Origin of the sequence: Veillonella magna DSM 19857 (genome assembly GCF_000428745.1) — a bacterium.
GTDB classification, from domain to species: Bacteria; Bacillota; Negativicutes; order Veillonellales; family Veillonellaceae; genus Veillonella_A; species Veillonella_A magna.
Map to the genome: position 1 here is coordinate 424817 of NZ_KE386795.1, position 20643 is coordinate 445459.

Below are 20643 nucleotides of genomic sequence, written 5' to 3' on the forward strand. Positions count from 1 at the left end.
ATACTTCAATTACACTGATATGCCTATGATTCGATTGCACCGACTGGTCCATTCTATGATTGCGCTGACATGCCCTTTTAGGCCTATGCTAAGATGCTCATTCTTTAATTACACAGACCTACCTATCCCTCAATCACACCGATTCCTCCGTAGACATATAGGGATTGCCGAAATGAGCAATGAGCTCCTTCGCTGTTTCCACTGCCGTATGAGAAAAACTGTTACCCGACATCATGCCCGCAATTTGACGGATATGTTCTTCTTCGGACAACTGCCGGATAGTTGAAATTGTTCGCCCTGCCTCTTCATGCTTGGCCAAATGATAATGATGCTGTGCAATGCTGGCCGTTTGCGGCAAATGGGTAATACAGAATACTTGTGTACTCGTGCTGAGTTGCTGTATTTGTGCCGCCACTTGCAGAGCAACATCGCCGCTGATACCTACGTCAATTTCATCAAACACCAGTGTCTTCTGCGATTCCTGATTAAATACGGCGGAAAAAGCTAAGGCAATACGCGACAGCTCGCCGCCGGACGCAACTTTATGAAGGGGTAACGGCTTCTCACCCGTATTGGCTGTAAAGAGCAATTCAATATGCTTGGCTCCCAACGGTGTCAAACCGTCCGCCTCTTCAATGGCAAATCCGATGCGTGCCTTGGCCATACCCAATGACTGCAAGCGCTGTTGCAAGGCGTCTGCGATTATACGGCGATTTGTTTCCCGTATGATCCGTAAACGTTGAAGCGCCTGTATAGCCGCTTCTTCTTTTGCTTTTACGTCCGCTTCTATATCTGCTTGCGCATAGGTTTCCTTTTCTAAGGCTTCCAAGCGAGCCTGCGCCTTTTCTTCGTATGCTAAAACAGCTTCAATACTTTCACCGTATTTTCGTTTCAAACCGTAAATCAGCGAATCCCGTTCCTGACAGTACACATACCGTTCTTCATCGTAAGAAATGGCATCACGATATCTATCTAAGGATTGTGCCGCTTCTTCCAATTGAAAATACGCGGAATCTACCAATTCGGAAATATCCTTTATACCCTCATCGTAGCGCAGTAAATCATGCACTTCCGTTTTTATGGTGTTCACCGTATCCAAAATAGGGTTACGCTGTGTATAGAACGCATCATAGCAGGCACCGAGTACTTTGTCTACATGTTCAAAGCTGTCCAACCGCTTTAACTCTGCGCTAATAGCTACGTCCTCTCCCGGCGTAAGCCGTGCTTCTTCAATCTCGTCGATTTGAAAACGCAACATATCCAGTTCACGGGCCCGTTCCGCTTCGGCTTCGGCCAAGCTGTCCAATTTACGCTTGGCTTCACGATATGCATTGTAGGCATCACGATAGGTATAATACGCTGTTTTCGATTCTGCCGTATAAAAGTCTAAGTATTCATGATGAATATCCGGGTTAAGCAATAATTGATTGTTGTATTGTCCGTGAATATCCGCCAGCTGTTCCCCGATTTCACGCAATGCTTTTAAGGGAATCGCTTGATCGTTAGCTAAAATTGTCGATTTTCCTTGCCGATTAAAGGAGCGTGACAGAATCAGTTGATTATCTTCTACAACGATATTTTTACTTTCCAATAATGCCTGCAACTTAGAGTCATCGGTTATGTCAAAGACGCCTTCAATAACAAAGGCGTCTTTTCCGTGACGGATAAATTCATTGCTGGCACGTTCGCCTAAAAGAATACTGAACGCATCCATTAGAATTGATTTACCGGCACCTGTTTCACCGGTAAAAATAGTAATCCCCTTATGAAATTGAAGATTCATATGCTCAATAAGAGCAAAATTCCGAATGCCCATTTGTATCAGCATAGTTTAGTCCTTCATCAAATCGGAAATACGTTTTAATACAGCCTGTACATCAGCCTCAGATCGTGCAATGAGGAGTATCGTGTCATCGCCACCGAGGGTACCGATAATTTCATCCCATTTTGCATGATCAATAGCAAAGGCCACAGACTGTGCCGATCCCGGCAAGGTATGCAAAACAATCTGATTTAAGCTGTAGTCTACTTTTGTAATGGAGTCCTGAAACAAACGGTTGATGCGGCTGCGCGATAGAAGTACGTTTTCCTCCGGCGATAGAGCATAGCGATAATGACCGTCACCGGTAGGAATCTTAATCAACATTAACTCTTTAATGTCGCGAGACACGGTTGCTTGCGTAACTTCAATGCCTTCTTCCAAAAGTGCCGCAGCTAATTCTTCCTGCGTTTCGATAGAACGGGACTGTACAATTTCTTTGATTTTATTATATCTGTATCGTTTCATAGTTATCGTCCTCTAAGTATATAAAGCGTAGGCGGCTGATTGCGTTGATTCAACGGCCGCCATGTACTAACATCATAATATCGTTGCGGTAGACCGGTAATATACTCCAACACGGCTGCTTCTTCTGCTGCACCTTCTGGCGTTCCCGGATAGGCTACAACGGTAATCATCCCCTGCGGAGTCAAATGCGATAATGCTCCTTGCAAGGCGCGAATCGTTGTGTCTGCTTTGGTCATTAATGAGTGATCACCACTTGGTAAATAACCCAGATTAAATACGGCTAAGTCAATGGGATAATCCAATGGCGTGTCCGGTCCGAGAAAATCCGCATGATCTCCCAGACTTAATTGCCAGCTAATATCTCTTCGGCTGCATTCTTTCATTCGCTCCTGCGTCGCTTTAATAGCAGCCAGCTGTATATCAAAGCCGAATAAAGCTGCATGTGGTGCGCAATGATTGGCCAAATATAGGAAGTCATGACCATTCCCCACGGTGGCATCCACTATACAGTGGGCCTTGGCCAGCGCATCCTGCCATAAATTGTGCTGAAATTGTACAGCGTGATTCAGATTTATCATAATAACTCATTCCTTCGCGCCGACAATTTGCGGAACAAAGTAGCAAAAAATTTCTGGTCATGGAAGCGGACATAGCGACAATACATAGGACTGGCTTCGATATGCAGCGATTCTTCATTAGTAAAATCGTAGTCAAAGGTGCCGTCAATACAAATATGTAACGATGCCTGTCGCTTCGGCATGGTCAAATCTATTTTAGCACTTTCCTTCAGCACCAACGATACACCTTGTAATAAATGAGGCGCTATAGGCGTTACGATAATCGAATGATTATCCGGCGCCATAATAGGCCCGCCGGCCGACAAATTATAACCGGTAGAACCTGTAGAGCAAGCCACGATAATCCCGTCTGCCGGATACATCTGCGTATGACCACCGTTGATGGCGAGATTGACACGTGCCATTTTTCCCGGCTCAGACCGTGTAACTACCACTTCATTGATAATAGGCGTTAATTTTTTAACGTTCCCATCGGCACCATGTATTTCCGCAGCTAAATGCACACGATTTTCTATGCGAATATCTCCTTTAGCGATACGTTCGATTCGATCATCCAAATTGTCTAATTCAATTTGATTCAAAAAGCCCAACTCGCCGAGATTGATACCGCATACCGGTACATCATATGTATGAATCTGTCGGGCCAAATGAATAATCGTACCATCTCCGCCAAAGCTAAAAGCCATATCCAAGTGCTTGAATACTTCCGGTCTGGGCATGACAAATTTATCCGGTACATCCAACAGATTCGGCACATCATAATGACGTAAGTCTGCCGGCAATACAACGTCCATACCATTATTGCGACATATCTGCGCTGTACGTTTCATTACATCCCTTATATTTTCTTTTCCCATATTTGGGAAAAAGCCTACACGCATTCCATTCACCACCTATAATGTATGAGCTTCCTCCACTACATTATCAAGAAGCTCCGACGTAATCGCTATCGCGTTCGCCGCTTGTTTTGTAAAAAATCCTAAAAACTCTATGTTCCCTTCCGTACCCTTGATAGGCGAATAGGTAAGGCCGTGTAAATATAAGCCCGCATCTTCGGCAACATGTAAAATGCGGTCAAGCACTTCTTTATGTACTGCTTCGTCTCTTACGATACCGCCTTTACCAACCTTTTCGCGTCCTGCCTCAAACTGAGGTTTAATAAGTGCCACCAAGGATCCACTGTCCTTGAGCAACGTAACGGCTACCGGTAAAACCTTATCTAAGGAAATAAAAGCAACGTCGATAGAAATAAAATCACTTAGCTCACCCAGTTGCTCCGGTGTCACGGTTCGGATATTTTGCTTCTCCATATTGATGACCCGCGAATCTTGACGGAGCTTCCAAGCCAATTGATTATAGCCTACATCGATAGCGAATACCTTCTTCGCTCCGTTTTGCAAAGCACAATCCGTAAAGCCTCCCGTAGAAGCGCCGATATCTACCATAACCGCCTCCGTTAAATCAATGGGATACATGGACAATGCTTTTTCCAATTTCAAGCCGCCCCGACTGACATAGGGAAGTGTATTTCCTTTTACATGTATGTCTGCATCAATGGCAACCTTCGTTCCCGCCTTATCGACGCACACGGTACCGATAAAAATCTGACCTGCCATAATTGCCGTTTTTGCTTTCTCACGGCTTTCAAAAAGTCCTCGATTTACCAAGAGAACATCCAATCGTTCTTTCGTACTCATAACTCCGCCTACTAATTTGTTCGACTTATCAAATAATCTACCAACGCTGTTAGCACGGTGGTATCTGCTTTTGTACCTATCAAAGCGGCCTTAGCCGCTTCGGCTGTTTCTTGGGCTTTCGCACGTGCACCGTCCAGGCCCAACAAAGATGTATAGGTAGACTTATCCAAACGTTCATCACTGCCCGGCGTTTTACCAAGCTCTTCAATGGTACCTACCACATCGAGAATATCGTCGGTAATTTGGAACAGCAATCCCAAGTAATCGGCATACGTCTGAAAAGCCTTTGTCGTTGCTTCATCGGCACGACTCAACAACAATCCGATGGTAACGGCTGCCGAAAAAAGTGCCCCTGTTTTACCGCGATGTAACACCTGTAATTCTTCCAAGGGTAATGCCTTTCCCTCGGAAGATATGTCCATCGCCTGACCGCCTACCATACCGGCCGGTCCTGCTGCATCAGCTAAGACTTTGATACAGGCCATTTGTTGAGATGCATCGGCTGCCGATGGTCGTCCGATTAAACTAAAAGCTTCCGTCAACAATCCGTCACCGGCTAAAATTGCCATGGCTTCACCGAATTTTTTATGATTCGTCAACTGACCGCGACGATAATCATCATCATCCATCGCCGGTAAATCATCATGTATTAATGAATAGGTATGCACCAGCTCAATGGCACAAACTACATTTTTATACGCATCGGCCGATACCCCCAAGGCTTCCATAACCGCCTTTGTTAAAATCGGACGTATGCGTTTACCACCGAGCAGTAAGCTGTAACGCATTGCGTCGTAAAGAGTTTGATACTCCGGCAAACTGTCTTCCAAGACATCTGCCAAATACGTATCTACCCATACTTTATTATCGTGTAAATAGTTTTTAATCATGGCATCCTCACTTATCATCTAATACCTAGTACCATTTTACACTATTTTGTAAAATTATGCACATTATATGCGAACTTCTTCTATAATCTGTTGGATCTCTTCTTCTACCGATGCCAGCATATCAGAACATTCTTTTACAAGGGTAAGACCTTTCTTGTAATGCGTTAACAATTCATTTACCGTCAACTCGTTTTCATCCAACTCTTTGACAATCGCTTCCAAAGCGGCGTATTTTTTTTCATAACTTTTCAATGAAGCTGCCATTAGCTTTGACCTCCTTGACTATTGTCGTAATCGTGCCGTCGGATACATGTACCGTTAATGTATCTCCGCCGGCCACCTGCGAAATTGATGTAACCGGAACTCCCTTGGCTTCGGCTTTGGCGTATCCTTTTAAAAGAGGTGCTAACGGATTGTTGGCTTCCAGCCGCTGCGCTATTATTATTAATCGGTTACGCGCTCCGTCCACACCTCGCTTAACACTTGTATGAAGTTGATGTGTATAACCATCAAGACGGGATTGCTCTCGATGGATCAACGTTAATGCCGGTACCCCTAACTTGCGATTAAAAAGAGCAAACAGCTGCTGTCGTCGCGACTCCACTTCTTCCGTCATACGGGTGTGTAAAAATTCGGCTACGGCAGCTACCTCATTTTGTAATGATGCAAGAGGATAGACCGCCATTTCCGCTGCATGACTGGGTGTAGCACCGCGTACATCGGCAGCAAAATCGCACAGTGTATAGTCGGTTTCATGTCCTACCGCCGATATAATCGGTGTATGACATGCATAGACCGATTCCACTACCAATCTATCATTAAAGCACCACAGGTCTTCCATAGAGCCACCACCGCGACCAACAATAATCAAATCTACGTCTGGATCGGCATCGGCCTTGCTCACACCTTTGGCAATGACGGCTCCGGCGGATTCGCCTTGTACGGGAACAGCATACAATTTAAAGCGCACCAATGGATTACGTTGTTTAGCGACGTGTAAAATATCGTGTAATACTGCTCCCGATTGGGACGTAACAATGCCGATACAAGAAGCCAGTCGAGGCAATGGCTTTTTATGTTCTTCCGCAAAATATCCCAAGGATTCAAGCTCGCGCTTCAATTCTTCAAATGCCATTTGATACGGACTCTTGGTACCTACCTGCAAATCATTACATATAAGGCTGAGGCGTCCCGTTTTTTCGTAAAAGTTTACGGCCGCTCGCATTGTTACCAGCAGTCCGTTTTCCAATTTTCCTACCAGACCCTTACGCTGCGCCGTACTCGACCATAAAGCAACATCAATGGCTGCCTCTTCATCTTTTAGAGTAAAGTAATAATGCCCCGCACTGTGACGTTTCAAATTTGAAATCGTTCCGGCTACGAAACAATTTTTCAAAATAAATTCTCGTTCCAATGTCCGCTTAATACATTGATTTAAACGACTGATTGTAAAGACGTCCATAGGCACCTCCTAGCTACACGGTTAATCATTCGCCTCTCTGCATCCTACTATGCTACATTTCTTATTATTTTATTTGCTAAAACATCATTTGTTTGTGGTGGCATCAGCTGCGTGCGAGCTTATAACACAAAGAAGCCCCAAAGGCCACACCCGTTGCATTATCGGAGCTATACTTTGCCTCCGCCAGACGAAGCATAACCTTATGTCTCTTACAGGTGTCTTCTATAACCGATCGCAGGTAAGCATTAGACATAACACCGCCAACGGCGATAAGTCGATTCGCCGGTTTTTGTTGCCAGTGATATTCCAGCATCTTAGCCAAGGACTGTCCTATACATGTAAAAATGCCTTTCGCCAATACCGCCGAATTTACACCACGCTCAATGCGTCTCATAGCTTCACTGCAAGGGCCGCCAAAACTGATGCGACCTTCTTTGACAGCTACCGGTAGTCGTTCTTCACTGTCTGCGGTCTCTGCCAAGCGCTCCAATGCCGGACCTGCCGGAAAGGACAAGCCCAATGCCACACCTACGCGATCGACGAATTGACCGCCGTGTAAATCCATGGTACCGCCACACAATGTAGTTTCCATCGTCCCGTCAGACTGCGGTATACAATATATAAGTTCTGTTGTGCCGCCGGATACATGTAATCCGTAAAAAGGTTCATCTCCTATCTCACCATCTAAACGCAAAGCTGCCAGCATATGATTTTCCTGATGTGAGAACGTGTATAGCGGACAAGACAGCAGCGTACTCAGCGTGCGCCCCTGTCCGTAACCGACAAGAAATGCCGGCATGTAAGATCCTTCTTCACGACGCGGAAACGCACTGACCCCGACAGCCGCAACAGGACCGGGAATTGTTAAACTCTCTATAAGTTCGGGAAGCGCACGGGTATGCTGAAATACCATGTTTGATTGCTGTAATCCCCGCGCCCCCGGTTTGACCGATAATAAACGCCTAGATTCGCTGACAATAGTTCCCTCTTCATCAACGACAGCACAAGACGTAGTATAGCAACTGGTATCAATGCCGAGAAAATAGGCTTTCTCTTTTTCCATTGTCCTATGCCTCCTATCGCTGTTCCTTTGCTACAGCATCAAGAACGGCATGGATAAATTTATACGTATTTTCACCGGCATATTCTTTGGCCAGTGTTACCGCCTCGTTAATAACAATACCCGGTGCCAGCTTTTCGTCGGACATTGTCATTTCCCAAATCGCCATGCGCAAAATATTTCTGTCCACACCGGCTAATCGTTCTACCTTGCGTTTTGCCGAATGTGCCTGAATCACGGCATCAATATCCGCCAATGAAGATCGCACTCCTTCAATCAATGTCTGTGCATAGTTCTTGTCTAAATTTTCTTCAACTTCGCCTTCAGGAAACTGAATTCTGGTTGCGCCTTCATGAAATTCCAAAGCATATAAATTTTGAAATGCATATAAACGCGCCTGATGGCGATTATTCTTCTGTTTCATCGAGAGACTCCTTATCTGCGTCAACCACTTTCTCTTCACCTTGTACGTAAATATTTTCAAAATGTACATCAACTCGTACATTGTCCAAATCGAGCATAAGCTTCATTTGTTCGCGTATGGTACTGCGTAATTCACGAGCCATATCCCCCATTTTGGTGCCGTACCAAACATTGATATAAATATTGATCTCCAGACATTCTTTTTTATGTTTTACATTCATTCCGGCAATACGTTTTTGACCGAAATTTTTGGATAACTCATCCATAACACCATCATAAAAACGACTGCTCATAGAATGAAATCCCGGTGTTCCCGCAATAGCACGCCAAGCAATGTCTAAAATCACCGCATCGGATATTTCTACACGATTGCTTTCATTCGTTGCTTCCTTCTCCATGATGTACCTCCTTCGCACCACCTGTAGCAGTTACGACTTCATCTTCAAAGATAATTCCTTGAATAAATACGTTGACTCCGTCTACCGGTGTTTCCGTATCTTCCTCAATACCGGATTTTACATGTTCCTGCAATCGCAACGCTAAATCCGGAATGCGATAACCATAGTGTACGATAACATACAAATCTACCGTCAGACGTCCTTCGTCGGAAAGCTCGATATGAACGCCTTCATCATCGTTTTTGATACCTACTAAGCTAGCAATACCATCACCGATAGTACTGCTCATGCCTGCAATACCACGTACCTCTTTTGCTTTTATAGCTGCCAAGGCACTGTAAATATCTTCACTGATTTTAGTCAATCCTTCGAAAAACTCTTTTTTTTCTTCTGCCATAACGCGTCCTCCAGATAGAAAAAAGCATTTGTCCTAGGCGAAGTACCGGAGACAAATGCTTTTTATATTACGATTATGCACGTTCGATGTACTGGCCGGTTCTGGTGTCAATACGAAGCACATCATCCACTTCAATAAAGAGCGGAACTTTTACAACGTAGCCTGTTTCGAGTTTAGCCGGTTTGTTACCGCCTGTAGCCGTATCGCCACGGATACCCGGGTCGGTTTCAACAACACGAAGTTCTACTGCTACCGGCAAGTCGATACCGATAACGATGCCTTGGAAGAACATAATTGTAGCTTCCATGTTTTCGAGCAAGAAGTTTTTAGCGTCGCCTAACTGTTCTTCGTTCAATTCAATCTGATCGTAGGTTTCGTTATCCATGAACGTATAAGCACCATCTGCTTCATAGAGGTACTGCATGCGACGACGATCCACATGTGCCTTCGGCACTTTTTCACCGGCATTGAAGGTACGTTCTACTACAGCACCGGTCTGCAGGTTCTTCAATTTACAACGAACAAAGGCTGCCCCTTTACCCGGTTTAACGTGTTGGAAGTCAACTACCTGCCATACGTTACCATCGAGTTCGATAGTCACACCTGGACGAAAATCATTACTGGAAATCATTTAAATCCCTCCGTTTAAACATCTAGTTCTATTAATTCCTTCGGGGTCTTTGTGAGAATCTCACAGCCCTCGTTGGTAACGATAACACTATCTTCTATGCGAAGACCGATTTCACCTGGAATATATACGCCAGGTTCAATCGTAACAACCATCCCCGGTTCCAATACTGAATCCGAACGCGGTGACGCCACCGGTTGTTCGTGAATATCTAAACCTACACCATGACCGGTGCCGTGCTCAAAATAGGAACCGTACCCGGCTTCAGCAATACTATCCCGGCAAATGGCATCCAATGCCTTGCCTGTCAGTCCCGGCTTTACGGCGGCAACACCTTTCTTCTGAGCGGTCAGAACAATATCATATAACTTCTTTTGAAGATCGGATGCGTTTCCCATTACAATGGTTCTAGTAATATCCGAGTGATATCCCTTATATACAGCACCGAAATCAAAGGTAACAAAGTCACCTTCTTCGATAACCTTATCCGATGCCACGCCGTGGGGCATACAGGAACGCTTTCCCGAAGCAACAATCGTTGCAAAGGATGGTTCCGATGAACCGCGAACCAGCATTTCCTTTTCTAAAATAATACGGGCTTCGTTTTCCGTCATACCCGGACGTAATTGTGTCAGCAATACAGCAAAGGCTTCATCGGCAATTTCTGCGGCGCGCCGCATGAGTCCCAATTCATCTTCCCTCTTTACCGCACGCAGTGCAGCAAGCTTGGCAGATGCAAAGCTTGTACCATCTAGCTTTCCTGCTATCGCCGTATATGTATCAACCGGAACGTAGTCACCTTCAAAGACGCATGTCTTCAGCGAAATACCTTCTTCATCAACTACCTGCCGTAGGCTGTCCCATACGGTGGTGCTATATTGAATAACCGTATATCCTTCACATTGCTCTTTTGCTTGTTCCGTATAACGACTATCCGTGAATATATATGCCTGTACAGGCGTTACAAACGCAACTGCCGTGGTTCCGCTAAAACCGGCAAAATAGTTTAAATTTGTCGGACTTAGGAGTAACACACCGTCATAGGCATTGCTGCGCAAAAACGCTTGCAAGCGTGTCAATCCATTCATGTCAAACTCCTTTTAGTCATAAATTCACTTTATAATACCACAATTTTATACATTTGACTACATAAAATAGTGTATGAATTTACAGACTGATATTGAACTGGCTTATCTCTTCTTCCGTAAGAAAGTCGTATTGGCCGACTTCTTCAATACCTGACAACGTAATCGTTCCTACCGATAAGCGTTTGAGATAGGTAATCGTCCCTCCAGCAGCGCCTATCATCCGCTTCACTTGATGATATTTTCCTTCTTCCACTGTGATGCGTCCCCTATTGTCATCCAGCAACGTAATCTCTGCAGGCTTACATATCGTACCGTCCCCCAATGTGATTCCTGTCCTAATTCTATGGAGTCCTTCCTCACTGAGTATCCCTTCATATGTAAAGGCATACACTTTGGGAACCGACTTGCGTCCGTTAATTACTTTATGTCCCCACTGACCATCATTGGTAAGAAGCAACAGCCCTTCCGTATCCTTATCAAGACGTCCAACAGGAACAACCCCCATAGATGCGTATTCTTGCGGCAGAATATCCATCACTGTCGGTCGCGAATCCTTTACAGCCGTGATGTAACCGGCGGGCTTGTGCAATTTAACGTAATATATTGTCTGCGAAGAAACAGGCTCACCATTGACGGCCACACAATCCTTCTCGGGATCAATCGCCGTTTCTTTAGCAGTGACTACGACATTATTCACCGTAACCACGCCTTGTTTTAACAGGCGATGCACTTCTTTACGACTTCCCCGTCCCTTATTAGCCAACCACTTATCAATTCGCATATTTCTTGTACCTCTACATTTTACCCGATTGTAACATTTGCCAAATGCTTCGTATCATTTAGCAGGCTTAGCGTATTGTGGTCATTTTCTGTTAAACCGTAAAAATCAACGCGACTAATCGAAGTATTGCCCTGGCTTAGATTCCATGCATAGTGAAGCGATAGATTTAACATTTTACAGATAAGTGTTCTGTTCGTACCGCCGTGAGCTACGACGAGAATAGTCTCTCCGTCGGTGGCCTTTTCCATTTCATCCTCTAAAGCACTCCATGCACGATGCTGAACTTCAAAGAAGGATTCTCCCCCGGAAATTTTAACTTTTTCCGGACTGCAATACATGGTGTGTACCGCTTCCGGCCAGCGTGCCTGAATTTCATCGTAAGTCAATCCTTCCCAATGGCCGAAGTTGATTTCACGTAATCGTGCATCGACGGTAAACGGGATGTCCCGATTGCCAAGAATCGCTTCCGCTGTTACCTTTGCCCGTGACAAATCACTGCAAATAATACGGTCTATATGAATATCAGCCATTGCTTCAGCACATGCCTTTGCCTGGGCAATGCCTACTTCACTCAAAGGGATGTCCGTATTCCCCTGATATCGTCCAATCGAATTCCATTCAGTCTGTCCATGTCGTACTAAATAAATTGTGTTCATAGGCAAACTCCTTTATATAATGAATGAGTAAATTATTAGCATCTCTGTCCTTAACGGCCACTCGAAACCATCCCGTCCCGAGTCCTTCATACGCAGCACAATCGCGTATAAGTACCGCTTTGTCGGCCAGATACTCTATTATATCATAGATGGGCGGTGTTGTGGGCAGCCAGCGGCAAAGCATGAAGTTAACACTGGGGTGACTCGTTTTAATAAAAGGAAAGGCATTGAATGCATCATGCAAATATTCTTTTTCAGTCATTACTGTGGTACGCGATAATTCTTGATAGCGTGTGTCCAGTAATGCTGCCTGTCCGTAACATTGTGCCAAATGATTCACCGACCAAGCGGGGATATAGGATGTCAGCTCATCACGATGTGCCCGGCCGCCATAAAAAAGCATACCCAAGCGCAAGCCCGGTATAGCATAAAATTTTGTCAACGAATGCAATACCACCAGTTGCGGCTGCGTAGTAATATACGATCGCATAGATGTGCTACTATCGGTAAATTCTATAAATGACTCATCCACCATAATCAAGCTGTTTGTCTTAGTCGCTGCTTTTGCTAAGCGTAGTACTTCTTCCGGTTGTACCAAGCTTCCGTCCGGATTGTTTGGGTTACCTAAAAATACAATCACCGGCTCCCTTTCTTCCGTCAGTTGTTTTTCCAGGTACTCGTAGTCCGGCGTAAATCGATAGCCTTGCTTGCAGCTTTCTTTTTTCATGGCATACCCGACAACAGTCAGTCCCGCTGTACCGGCGGCTTCACGGTATTCCGAAAAACCGGGTTCCGGCACATAAGCTTTCCGCAAAGTATGAAGTCGTGTCAGCGCATATAAAAGCTCTGCTGCACCGTTACCGAAATAAATCATATCCGCCGACACACCAAATACGTTGGCAGCCACACGGCGCAATGATTCCTCGCCCGGATCGGGATAGTGAATACAACCATCAACCCCTGCGAGCAATGCTTCTTTGGCAACAGCACTCATTCCCAACGGATTGATATTGGCACTGAAGTCAACAACGGACGACGGTACAATACCCTTGGCCGCAGCAAATTTATAAATATTACCGCCGTGTATGTTTTTTCTTTCCATCCTTGCCTCCTCAAAAGCCATGTTTAACGTTTCATAAATGTAATACCTTCATTTGTCGTCTCTACGGTATCCAAGTAACGCACATGAGGTACGGTTGCTTTCACTTCGGCAATGCATGCCTCTTCACCGCTGAAATCAATGGGAAACAGCAGTCCGATAATAGTTCCGCTATGTGCAATAATCGTACCTACACTATGGAATTGATCGCCGATTTCATGTAAAGTGTATAAGCTTTGCTTAGGTAAAATACGCTGATTGGCAAACGAACTGATAGTGGCCGCTTGTCCGATAAGGGAGATATCGTGCATAGCTATTCCCTCTTTAAAGAGATGGAGTGCTTCTTTTATAAGCTCTTCTTTTTCGGCAATTAAAGTACGCAAATCAGCGCGGGCATTAAAAGTCAATGTGTCCACGCTGCCCCCTTCATCAAAAATAATAATTTTCAGCGGCGGACAATGCCCTAACGGATTTGCCATCGTACCGTGAATATAGTCAAACTGAACAATCCCCGGATAAAAGGAAGCATCACTGGGTTCGATTGATAAGCAAATCGTCGCAAGCTCATCTAATGTCAACCGATGTCCATGTGCTAACCCGGTTGCCATAGCCGTAGCACCAATATCGGCACTGCTGGAAGCCATTCCTTTTCCCTGGGGAATTTCAGATCGTGTATATACGGAATGGCCCGAAACAACGGGAACACGAAGCAAATCGAGAACCCTCTTTCGAGCCAATGCCGCTTTTGGTTGTAACGAACAAAACATATGGGGGAACGGCTGTGCTACCTTACTGATAGCATACGAATACCGATTAATCGGGCAGGTCACCAAAAAAGGGTGTCCATCGATAGAACCTTGAATAAATTCACCACAGGTTCCGGGGGCACGCACAAAATAGGCCATACCTCTTTCCTCCTATTTATTACTATACATCATTTACTCTTAATCGCCTTACTACGATGCGAAGGGTCCACCAACAGCTATTAATACTACAGCGATAAAGAGTAATATAATTTCCGTTGATTCTACAACAAAACCGTAGGTATCACCGGTAACACCGCCTAAATGCTTAGAAATATATGCATTTAAAATAAGATTTATACCTATCGTCAATCCTAGAAACAAGACATAATCCCACGTAAAGAGAAATGTTGGTAGCAATGCAAATATCGTTGCCACCAACAATGTGTATGATGGTGAATATACGGCAAAGGCCTTTCCCATTCCTTCCGGCCGGGCATAGCGGAACAGACGAATGCTGAGTACCAAAGAATAACGGCTGAGTATAGGCATACAAAGCAATACCGGTATCATACTTTCCGCCGGAATATGCGTTAATAGCTGCCATTTTAAAGCTGTCAGGAACACAAAGCCGACCACACCGTTGGATCCGACACGACTATCTTTCATAATCTCCAGTTTACGTTCTCGATCCCTTCCAGAAAACAAACCATCACAGGTATCCATAAATCCGTCCGCATGAAGACCACCGGTAAACAAAAACTCAAATACAACCAACAGCAATGCCATCAATGACGGATCCAGACAGCCCCCCAACAGCATATATACCAAAGCCATGCAGCCACCGATAACGGCGCCAACCCAAGGAAAAAACAGTACGCTGCGGCCAAAGCTTTCCATAGTCCATTCCGTTTGATTTACTAATTTTAGACGCGTCAAAAATTGAAGGCCTATAAAAAATGCATTCATATCATCACCACTACTCTTGAAATTATCGTAGCCGTAATCACGGCCAATATCGTGCAAATATACATCATGCCGATTGTCTTCTTAATGTGAATACCGCGCATGGGAATATCCGCATCTCCCATATATGCGCGGAATGTCATGGTATCACCATATTTATTAAAACCACCTAAACGTATATGAAGTGCTCCGGCCACCGGTGCTTCTGCGTAGCCGCCGTTAGGGCTTGGATGCTTGGCTGCATCACGCTTAGCAATACGCCACGCATTTTTCGCATCATGTCCCGTAATCAATGCAGCGACCAAGTATAAAAATAAAGTAATCCGCGCCGGAATAAAGTTAACTACATCATCGAATCGTGCAGCAGCTCTACCAAAATACAAATATCTTTCATTCTTGTATCCCAGCATAGAGTCCATCGTGTTAGCCGTCCGATAGAATAAGGCTCCCAAAGGGCCGAAGAACCCGAAAAACAACAGTGGAGATACAATACCATCCACGGTATTTTCCGCAATCGTCTCGATAGTAGCTCGCGTAATCTCACTTTCGTCAAGTTCCGTCGTATCGCGCCCCACTATCCAGCCTACACGCTGACGTGCTTTAGCTAATTGTTTACGTGCCAACAAACCGGCCAACTCGGCACCGGCCTCCGCCAATGAACGAGGGCTAATGGTAATGTACACAATGAGTATTTCCAATACATAGGCAACCCAGAAATGAATAGAGCCGGCCAACATTAGCAGCAAAAGGGCGACGCCTGTTACCGTAATCAGCGTAAGTATAACTGTAGCCCCTCCGCACAGTAATTTACGCTCCGGCGAATCTTCTGCATGGTATAACAGCTTCTCGTAAAAACTAATAACGCGTCCGATAAGAACAACGGGATGCCACGAGGACCGAGGATCGCCGACAAGACAATCCAACAAGAATGCCCACAAAGGAATAAAATAGTAGGCATTAATTGTAAACCACTCCATTACTTCAGCCCCACAATTCTATCAATGTAGTCCATATCAAGATGCTTTTCTACAATATCTGCCAGGCGATCGTAGGAGGCATTTTTATGTTCAAAGTAATGGAATACTTCCGGTAATAGTTCCAAACCTTTTCGTTTGCGCAACCCATTGATAATATGGCGACGCAAGCCGTCATTGTCAAGAATACCGTGAATATATGTGCCCATCACATTGCCGTCCGTCGTAATAAAACCGTCGATAACATCCACCGGCTGTTCGCTTCTCGTCTTAATGTTAAAACAACGCGTCGCTTCACCGGTAGGAACCGTATCCCCCATATGAATTTCATAGCCTCTAAGACCCGTACCGCTGTAAGGTTCGCCGAGGAACATCAATTCTTTTGCATCGAATTCTACTTGATGTGTTGTCTTTGTCCCCTTCATTGTCGTAGCCGTTGGCAACAAACCGAGACCTTTCATTTCATCCACATCGCCTTCCATATGTTCCGGATCGTAAATCACGGTTCCCAACATCTGGTTACCGCCGCATACGCCCAGTACCGGTACGCCGCTAGCGGCCAATGCTTTAATCTCGTCTGCATAGCCCTGTTCATACAGATAGGTTAAATCAGCGATTGTATTTTTAGATCCGGGGAGAACCACCAAATCAGGTGTACCGATAGGCTCTCCCGGTTTAACGAAACGTACGGCTACATCCGGTTCATAGGCCAATGCATCAAAATCGGTAAAATTGGAAATCTTCGGCGTTTGAATAACAGCAATCTGTATATCCCGATTCGTTGCCGTGTGCTTATATTCCAGAGCAACCGAATCCTCTTCATCAATATCCAATCGATTAATTGCCGGAATAACACCAACCACTTTAACACCGGTCTTTTCTTCAATAAAATCCAATGCCGGCTGCAACAAGGTTACATCACCACGGAATTTATTAATTACAATTCCTTTTACCAACGCCCGTTCATCCGGTTCCAGCAATTCCAACGTCCCCACTACGGAAGCAATGGCCCCGCCGCGGTCGATGTCAGCGATGAGCATAACCGGTGCATTTGCCATTTTAGCCACCCGCATATTGACAATATCATTCGCCTTCAAATTTACTTCGGCCGGACTGCCTGCCCCTTCAATAACAATCATATCGTAATTGTCATCAAGGAAGGCCAAACTCTCTTTGACCTTATCCAACGCCGTCAGCGAGTAGTGTGTATGATATTCCTTGGCGCTGTATACACCTACCGGTTTCCCCATAAGCACCACCTGCGACGATTGATTCCCCGTAGGTTTTAAAAGTACGGGATTCATCTGTACAATAGGATCTATACCGGCAGCTTCTGCCTGTGCCACCTGCGCACGACCGATTTCATCGCCCCATTTAGTGACATAGGAATTTAAAGCCATGTTCTGTGCCTTAAAAGGAACCGTCTTTAAACCGCGACGATAAAAAATACGACATAGCGCCGTTGTTAAAATACTTTTTCCTACATTTGAACTAGTGCCCTGAAACATGAGCTTCTTAGCCATTTACATCTACCTCCAACGCTTTTATATCTATGCTGATACCACTGAGAGTCATATACACATGATCTGCTTCTTCGGCCACGGTTTGATTTACCTTGCCTGCCAAATCGCGAAACAGTCGTGCCAATCGATTTTCCGGGACTACACCCAATCCTAATTCATTAGTAACAAATACCACCGTACAATCGTTGACGGTCCTTGTGGCAGTCAATACTTGTTTTATATCCTGCAGTACCTGTGCTTCCAATCGATTATAGTCTTCCTGTGTTTCTAAATCACCGGCCGCCAACATGGCATTGGTGCAATACATCGTAAGACAATCGACAAGAATGCGTTCGCCGCTGTGTAGTATCTTTGACCAAACTGCCGGTAAATCCGTCGGTACTTCAAAGGTTTTCCATTGCGTACCACGGCGCTTTCGATGTCGAGCGATGCGGTCGCGCATTTCATCATCAAAGGCTTGACCGGTAGCTACATATACATAGTTTCCTTTTTTGGCGGTAATCAAACGCTCTGCAAATTCACTTTTGCCACTGCGTGCCCCGCCAGTACATAAAATAATCTTACTCATAAAATCTACCTATCGTCTGTACAAGCTTACTCATTTTGAGTATTATAATACATGCACGTACTATTATAAACCTAAATCAAGGCTCCCTGCCACCCCTAATCATGAAGACTGTTCATATCACAATTGTTACTGATTACATGCAGAGAGCCGTTAAGGAGAAGATCTATGGAATTAACAAATGTAACTGTAAAAATGATGGCTACCTTATGGGAGAATACTTATCGCATGATGGTTACCGATCAAAACAATAATTATTTAGCCAGCGCCCGTCTTATTGTCTCTATTCCCCTTCCGCCGGAAGCATTACCTGAAGGAGCACCCGAAGTGGAGCCACAACTGACCGTTTTGGTAGAAGACGGTGTGATGAGTTCCGATGACATCATTCAATTTGAAACCTTATTATCCGCTAAAATCAGAGAAAAATTCCAATATGAAATTAATACCCTCTTCTTCTTCTACCCCAGCCCGGAAGATGTGTTAAGCAAGTAATAATGCAACACCGAAACAAAAAAGCTATGGCCGTATAAACAGCCATAGCTTTTTATTTTCACTATACAATGATATCTTCCGTATGTGATTACTTTTTTACAATTCGAACTCTGCCCGTGCCAACATGTAGCAACAATCGGACAAGCGATTCAAATAGCGAATATCTACGGCATGCACCGGTTCATCATTATCAACGACACGCCACAACGCACGTTCGGCACGACGGGTTACCGTGCGGCACTGATGGAGCAACGCAGAGCTCTTCTTATCACCGGGAACAATAAATTTAGTAAGCGGTTCCATCTTAGCTTCATAGCTATCAATGATGTGTTCCAGCTCGGTAATATTATCTTCCGTAATATTAGGCTCTTTCCCCATGCTGGCAATGTCTGCCATCAGCAACCACAAGTTTTTTTCTATATTGTAGATAACCTGCTGAATATCTTCATGCTCGGAAAAAGCTCTTGCCACACCGAGACATGATTGCAATTCATCGATAGTGCCGTATGCATCAACACGAAGCGATGATTTGCGAACACGTTCACCTGTATAAAGACTGGTGGAACCTTTATCACCTGTTTTAGTATATACATTAGAAGCCATAGGTCATCCCTCCTAATCACAACGTCTTTGGTACGTATTACTCCGTGAATTCCGGAAACCAAAGAGCTATTTCACGCTGTGCGGTAGCAACCGCATCGGACGCATGAACCACATTTTCATTAATGGCAAGACCAAAGTCACCGCGAATGCTCCCCGGTACAGCTTCCAACGGATTCGTAGCGCCATTGAGTTGCCGAACCGCAGCCACTGCGTTTTCACCGCTCAAAATCATTGCCAACACCGGACCGGACGTAATAAAGTCAACCAATTCTCCGAAGAACGGTTTCTCCGCATGTTCCGCATAATGTTTTTTCGCTAATTCGCGAGGTACCTGCATAAGCTTTAACGCGCTAATTGTCAAGCCCTTTGCCTCATAGCGTGCCAATATAGTACCGCAAAGATTGCGCCGTACTCCATCCGGTTTAACCAAAACCAATGTGTGTTCCATGCCGTCATCCTCCTAACGCATGCGCTGAGCCAGTTCTTTTAATCGCGCTATACGATCCATCGTGCGTGGATGCGTACTGAAAAGCGATGCCGAAAAAGAACGTAAACTCCCCAACGGATTAATAATAAACATATGTGCTGTCGCTTCTGCCTGTGAAGTACTTACCTGCGGCAGCGTGCCGTATTTAGAGTAATGTTCAATCTTAGCCAATGCGGATGCTAACGCCAATGGTTTGCCACTCATATAGGCACCGCCTTCATCGGCTAAATATTCACGAGAACGGGATATAGCCATCTGAATCAGTGCTGCAGCTAAAGGAGCAAGAATAATCGTTGCAATCATAGCAATCGGATTGGCTCCTTCTTCACGGTCATCACTTCGTCCGAATATAGCAAAAAATTGAAGCATGTTTGCCACCATACTGATCACACCGGCCATACCGGCAGCAATCGTACTAATAAGCGTGTCGCGATGTTTAACATGCGTCAGCTCATGGCCCAAAACACCTTCAATTTCATCATCCGTAAGTAAATCCATGATTCCCGTTGTAACAGCCACTGCAGCATGCTCCGGATTACGACCGGTTGCAAATGCATTAGGAACCTGCGAATTGATGATGTATACCTTAGGCATAGGCAAACCACCGTTCTTGGCCAACCGCTGTACCATGTGATACAAATTAGGATTGTTAGCCTCGCTGATTTGCTTAGCATCATACATACTCAAAACAACCTTATCACTGTTCCAATAGCTGAAGAAGTTAATCCCCATGGAAACGACAAACATAGTAATCAAACCACCTCTGCCGCCGACAAACTGCCCGATTACCATTAACAACGCCGTCATCAATGCTAGCAACACAGCCGTCTTTACATTGTTCATTTG

The 20643-nt window shown here is 44.9% G+C and carries 26 protein-coding genes; 1 reads left to right on the forward strand and 25 read right to left on the reverse strand.

What is annotated here, in order from left to right; genetic code table 11:
- Positions 1 to 133: 133 nt before the first annotated feature.
- The 22 genes from recN to cobU form a co-directional block, all read right to left on the reverse strand.
- Positions 134 to 1828 carry a DNA repair protein RecN gene (gene recN, locus G344_RS11190; RefSeq protein WP_051245890.1) on the reverse strand — a complete coding sequence of 565 codons (1695 nt, stop codon included), beginning with the start codon at positions 1826 to 1828 and terminating at the stop codon, positions 134 to 136.
- 3 nt (positions 1829 to 1831) lie between these two features.
- Positions 1832 to 2287 carry an arginine repressor gene (gene argR / locus G344_RS0108880; protein WP_028255896.1) on the reverse strand — a complete coding sequence of 152 codons (456 nt, stop codon included), beginning with the start codon at positions 2285 to 2287 and terminating at the stop codon, positions 1832 to 1834.
- Between the two features lie 2 nt (positions 2288 to 2289).
- A complete protein-coding gene (gene mnmM, locus G344_RS0108885) occupies positions 2290 to 2865 on the reverse strand; it encodes a tRNA 5-(aminomethyl)-2-thiouridylate-methyltransferase MnmM (RefSeq protein WP_028255897.1) in 576 nt (191 codons plus the stop codon).
- Positions 2862 to 3746 carry an NAD(+)/NADH kinase gene (locus G344_RS0108890; RefSeq protein ID WP_028255898.1) on the reverse strand — a complete coding sequence of 295 codons (885 nt, stop codon included), beginning with the start codon at positions 3744 to 3746 and terminating at the stop codon, positions 2862 to 2864. The genes mnmM and G344_RS0108890 overlap by 4 nt, the downstream gene beginning before the upstream one ends.
- Positions 3747 to 3758: 12 nt before the next feature.
- Positions 3759 to 4562, reverse strand: a complete 804-nt coding sequence (locus G344_RS0108895; RefSeq protein ID WP_028255899.1) for a TlyA family RNA methyltransferase — start codon at positions 4560 to 4562, stop codon at positions 3759 to 3761.
- 11 nt (positions 4563 to 4573) lie between these two features.
- The gene (locus G344_RS0108900; RefSeq protein WP_028255900.1) at positions 4574 to 5452 is read right to left on the reverse strand and encodes a polyprenyl synthetase family protein; all 879 of its coding nucleotides are present in this window, start codon (positions 5450 to 5452) and stop codon (positions 4574 to 4576) included.
- A 63-nt stretch (positions 5453 to 5515) separates the two neighbouring features.
- Positions 5516 to 5716, reverse strand: coding sequence for an exodeoxyribonuclease VII small subunit (gene xseB, locus G344_RS0108905; protein ID WP_028255901.1), 201 nt, complete (start codon positions 5714 to 5716; stop codon positions 5516 to 5518).
- Positions 5691 to 6914 (reverse strand): exodeoxyribonuclease VII large subunit, encoded by a 1224-nt coding sequence (gene xseA, locus G344_RS0108910; RefSeq protein ID WP_028255902.1) that lies wholly within the window; start codon positions 6912 to 6914, stop codon positions 5691 to 5693. Before xseA ends, xseB begins: the two co-directional genes overlap by 26 nt.
- Positions 6915 to 7017: 103 nt before the next feature.
- On the reverse strand, positions 7018 to 7977 hold the full coding sequence (locus tag G344_RS0108915; protein WP_028255903.1) for a Kae1-like domain-containing protein: 960 nt from the start codon (positions 7975 to 7977) through the stop codon (positions 7018 to 7020).
- 13 nt (positions 7978 to 7990) lie between these two features.
- Positions 7991 to 8398 (reverse strand): transcription antitermination factor NusB, encoded by a 408-nt coding sequence (gene nusB / locus G344_RS0108920; protein WP_028255904.1) that lies wholly within the window; start codon positions 8396 to 8398, stop codon positions 7991 to 7993.
- Entirely contained in the window at positions 8382 to 8795 is a 414-nt protein-coding gene (locus G344_RS11195; RefSeq protein ID WP_051245891.1) for an Asp23/Gls24 family envelope stress response protein, read from the reverse strand. The genes nusB and G344_RS11195 overlap by 17 nt, the downstream gene beginning before the upstream one ends.
- Entirely contained in the window at positions 8773 to 9192 is a 420-nt protein-coding gene (locus tag G344_RS11200; RefSeq protein WP_051245892.1) for an Asp23/Gls24 family envelope stress response protein, read from the reverse strand. The genes G344_RS11195 and G344_RS11200 overlap by 23 nt, the downstream gene beginning before the upstream one ends.
- Before the next feature lie 73 nt (positions 9193 to 9265).
- Positions 9266 to 9823, reverse strand: coding sequence for an elongation factor P (efp, locus tag G344_RS0108935; protein WP_028255905.1), 558 nt, complete (start codon positions 9821 to 9823; stop codon positions 9266 to 9268).
- Between the two features lie 14 nt (positions 9824 to 9837).
- Positions 9838 to 10908, reverse strand: a complete 1071-nt coding sequence (locus tag G344_RS0108940) for a M24 family metallopeptidase (protein ID WP_028255906.1) — start codon at positions 10906 to 10908, stop codon at positions 9838 to 9840.
- Positions 10909 to 10987: 79 nt separating this feature from the next.
- The gene (locus tag G344_RS0108945; RefSeq protein WP_028255907.1) at positions 10988 to 11689 is read right to left on the reverse strand and encodes a pseudouridine synthase; all 702 of its coding nucleotides are present in this window, start codon (positions 11687 to 11689) and stop codon (positions 10988 to 10990) included.
- Between the two features lie 20 nt (positions 11690 to 11709).
- Positions 11710 to 12345, reverse strand: coding sequence for an alpha-ribazole phosphatase (cobC, locus tag G344_RS0108950; protein WP_028255908.1), 636 nt, complete (start codon positions 12343 to 12345; stop codon positions 11710 to 11712).
- Complete coding sequence (locus tag G344_RS11205) at positions 12308 to 13447, reverse strand: pyridoxal phosphate-dependent aminotransferase (RefSeq protein WP_051245893.1); 1140 nt, start codon at positions 13445 to 13447, stop codon at positions 12308 to 12310. The genes cobC and G344_RS11205 overlap by 38 nt, the downstream gene beginning before the upstream one ends.
- 23 nt (positions 13448 to 13470) lie before the next feature.
- Complete coding sequence (locus G344_RS0108960; protein WP_028255909.1) at positions 13471 to 14349, reverse strand: GHMP family kinase ATP-binding protein; 879 nt, start codon at positions 14347 to 14349, stop codon at positions 13471 to 13473.
- 51 nt (positions 14350 to 14400) lie between these two features.
- Positions 14401 to 15156 carry an adenosylcobinamide-GDP ribazoletransferase gene (cobS, locus tag G344_RS0108965; protein ID WP_028255910.1) on the reverse strand — a complete coding sequence of 252 codons (756 nt, stop codon included), beginning with the start codon at positions 15154 to 15156 and terminating at the stop codon, positions 14401 to 14403.
- Complete coding sequence (cbiB, locus tag G344_RS0108970) at positions 15153 to 16130, reverse strand: adenosylcobinamide-phosphate synthase CbiB (RefSeq protein WP_028255911.1); 978 nt, start codon at positions 16128 to 16130, stop codon at positions 15153 to 15155. The genes cobS and cbiB overlap by 4 nt, the downstream gene beginning before the upstream one ends.
- Positions 16130 to 17650 carry a cobyric acid synthase gene (locus G344_RS0108975; protein WP_028255912.1) on the reverse strand — a complete coding sequence of 507 codons (1521 nt, stop codon included), beginning with the start codon at positions 17648 to 17650 and terminating at the stop codon, positions 16130 to 16132. Before G344_RS0108975 ends, cbiB begins: the two co-directional genes overlap by 1 nt.
- On the reverse strand, positions 17643 to 18218 hold the full coding sequence (cobU, locus tag G344_RS0108980; protein ID WP_028255913.1) for a bifunctional adenosylcobinamide kinase/adenosylcobinamide-phosphate guanylyltransferase: 576 nt from the start codon (positions 18216 to 18218) through the stop codon (positions 17643 to 17645). The genes G344_RS0108975 and cobU overlap by 8 nt, the downstream gene beginning before the upstream one ends.
- A 165-nt stretch (positions 18219 to 18383) precedes the next feature.
- Between cobU and G344_RS0108985 the strand changes: the two genes are divergently transcribed.
- Positions 18384 to 18707: a hypothetical protein gene (locus G344_RS0108985; RefSeq protein ID WP_028255914.1), complete on the forward strand. Its 324-nt coding sequence runs from the start codon at positions 18384 to 18386 to the stop codon at positions 18705 to 18707.
- A 96-nt stretch (positions 18708 to 18803) separates the two neighbouring features.
- Here the strand turns inward: G344_RS0108985 and G344_RS0108990 are convergent, their stop codons facing one another.
- From G344_RS0108990 to htpX, 3 genes are read right to left on the reverse strand one after another with little or no spacing between them, the layout of a single operon-like run.
- Positions 18804 to 19310: a cob(I)yrinic acid a,c-diamide adenosyltransferase gene (locus G344_RS0108990; RefSeq protein WP_028255915.1), complete on the reverse strand. Its 507-nt coding sequence runs from the start codon at positions 19308 to 19310 to the stop codon at positions 18804 to 18806.
- 37 nt (positions 19311 to 19347) lie between these two features.
- Positions 19348 to 19758: a nucleoside-diphosphate kinase gene (gene ndk / locus G344_RS0108995; RefSeq protein WP_028255916.1), complete on the reverse strand. Its 411-nt coding sequence runs from the start codon at positions 19756 to 19758 to the stop codon at positions 19348 to 19350.
- A 12-nt stretch (positions 19759 to 19770) separates the two neighbouring features.
- Positions 19771 to 20640 (reverse strand): zinc metalloprotease HtpX, encoded by an 870-nt coding sequence (htpX, locus tag G344_RS0109000; RefSeq protein ID WP_028255917.1) that lies wholly within the window; start codon positions 20638 to 20640, stop codon positions 19771 to 19773.
- Between the last annotated feature and the right edge of the window lie 3 nt (positions 20641 to 20643).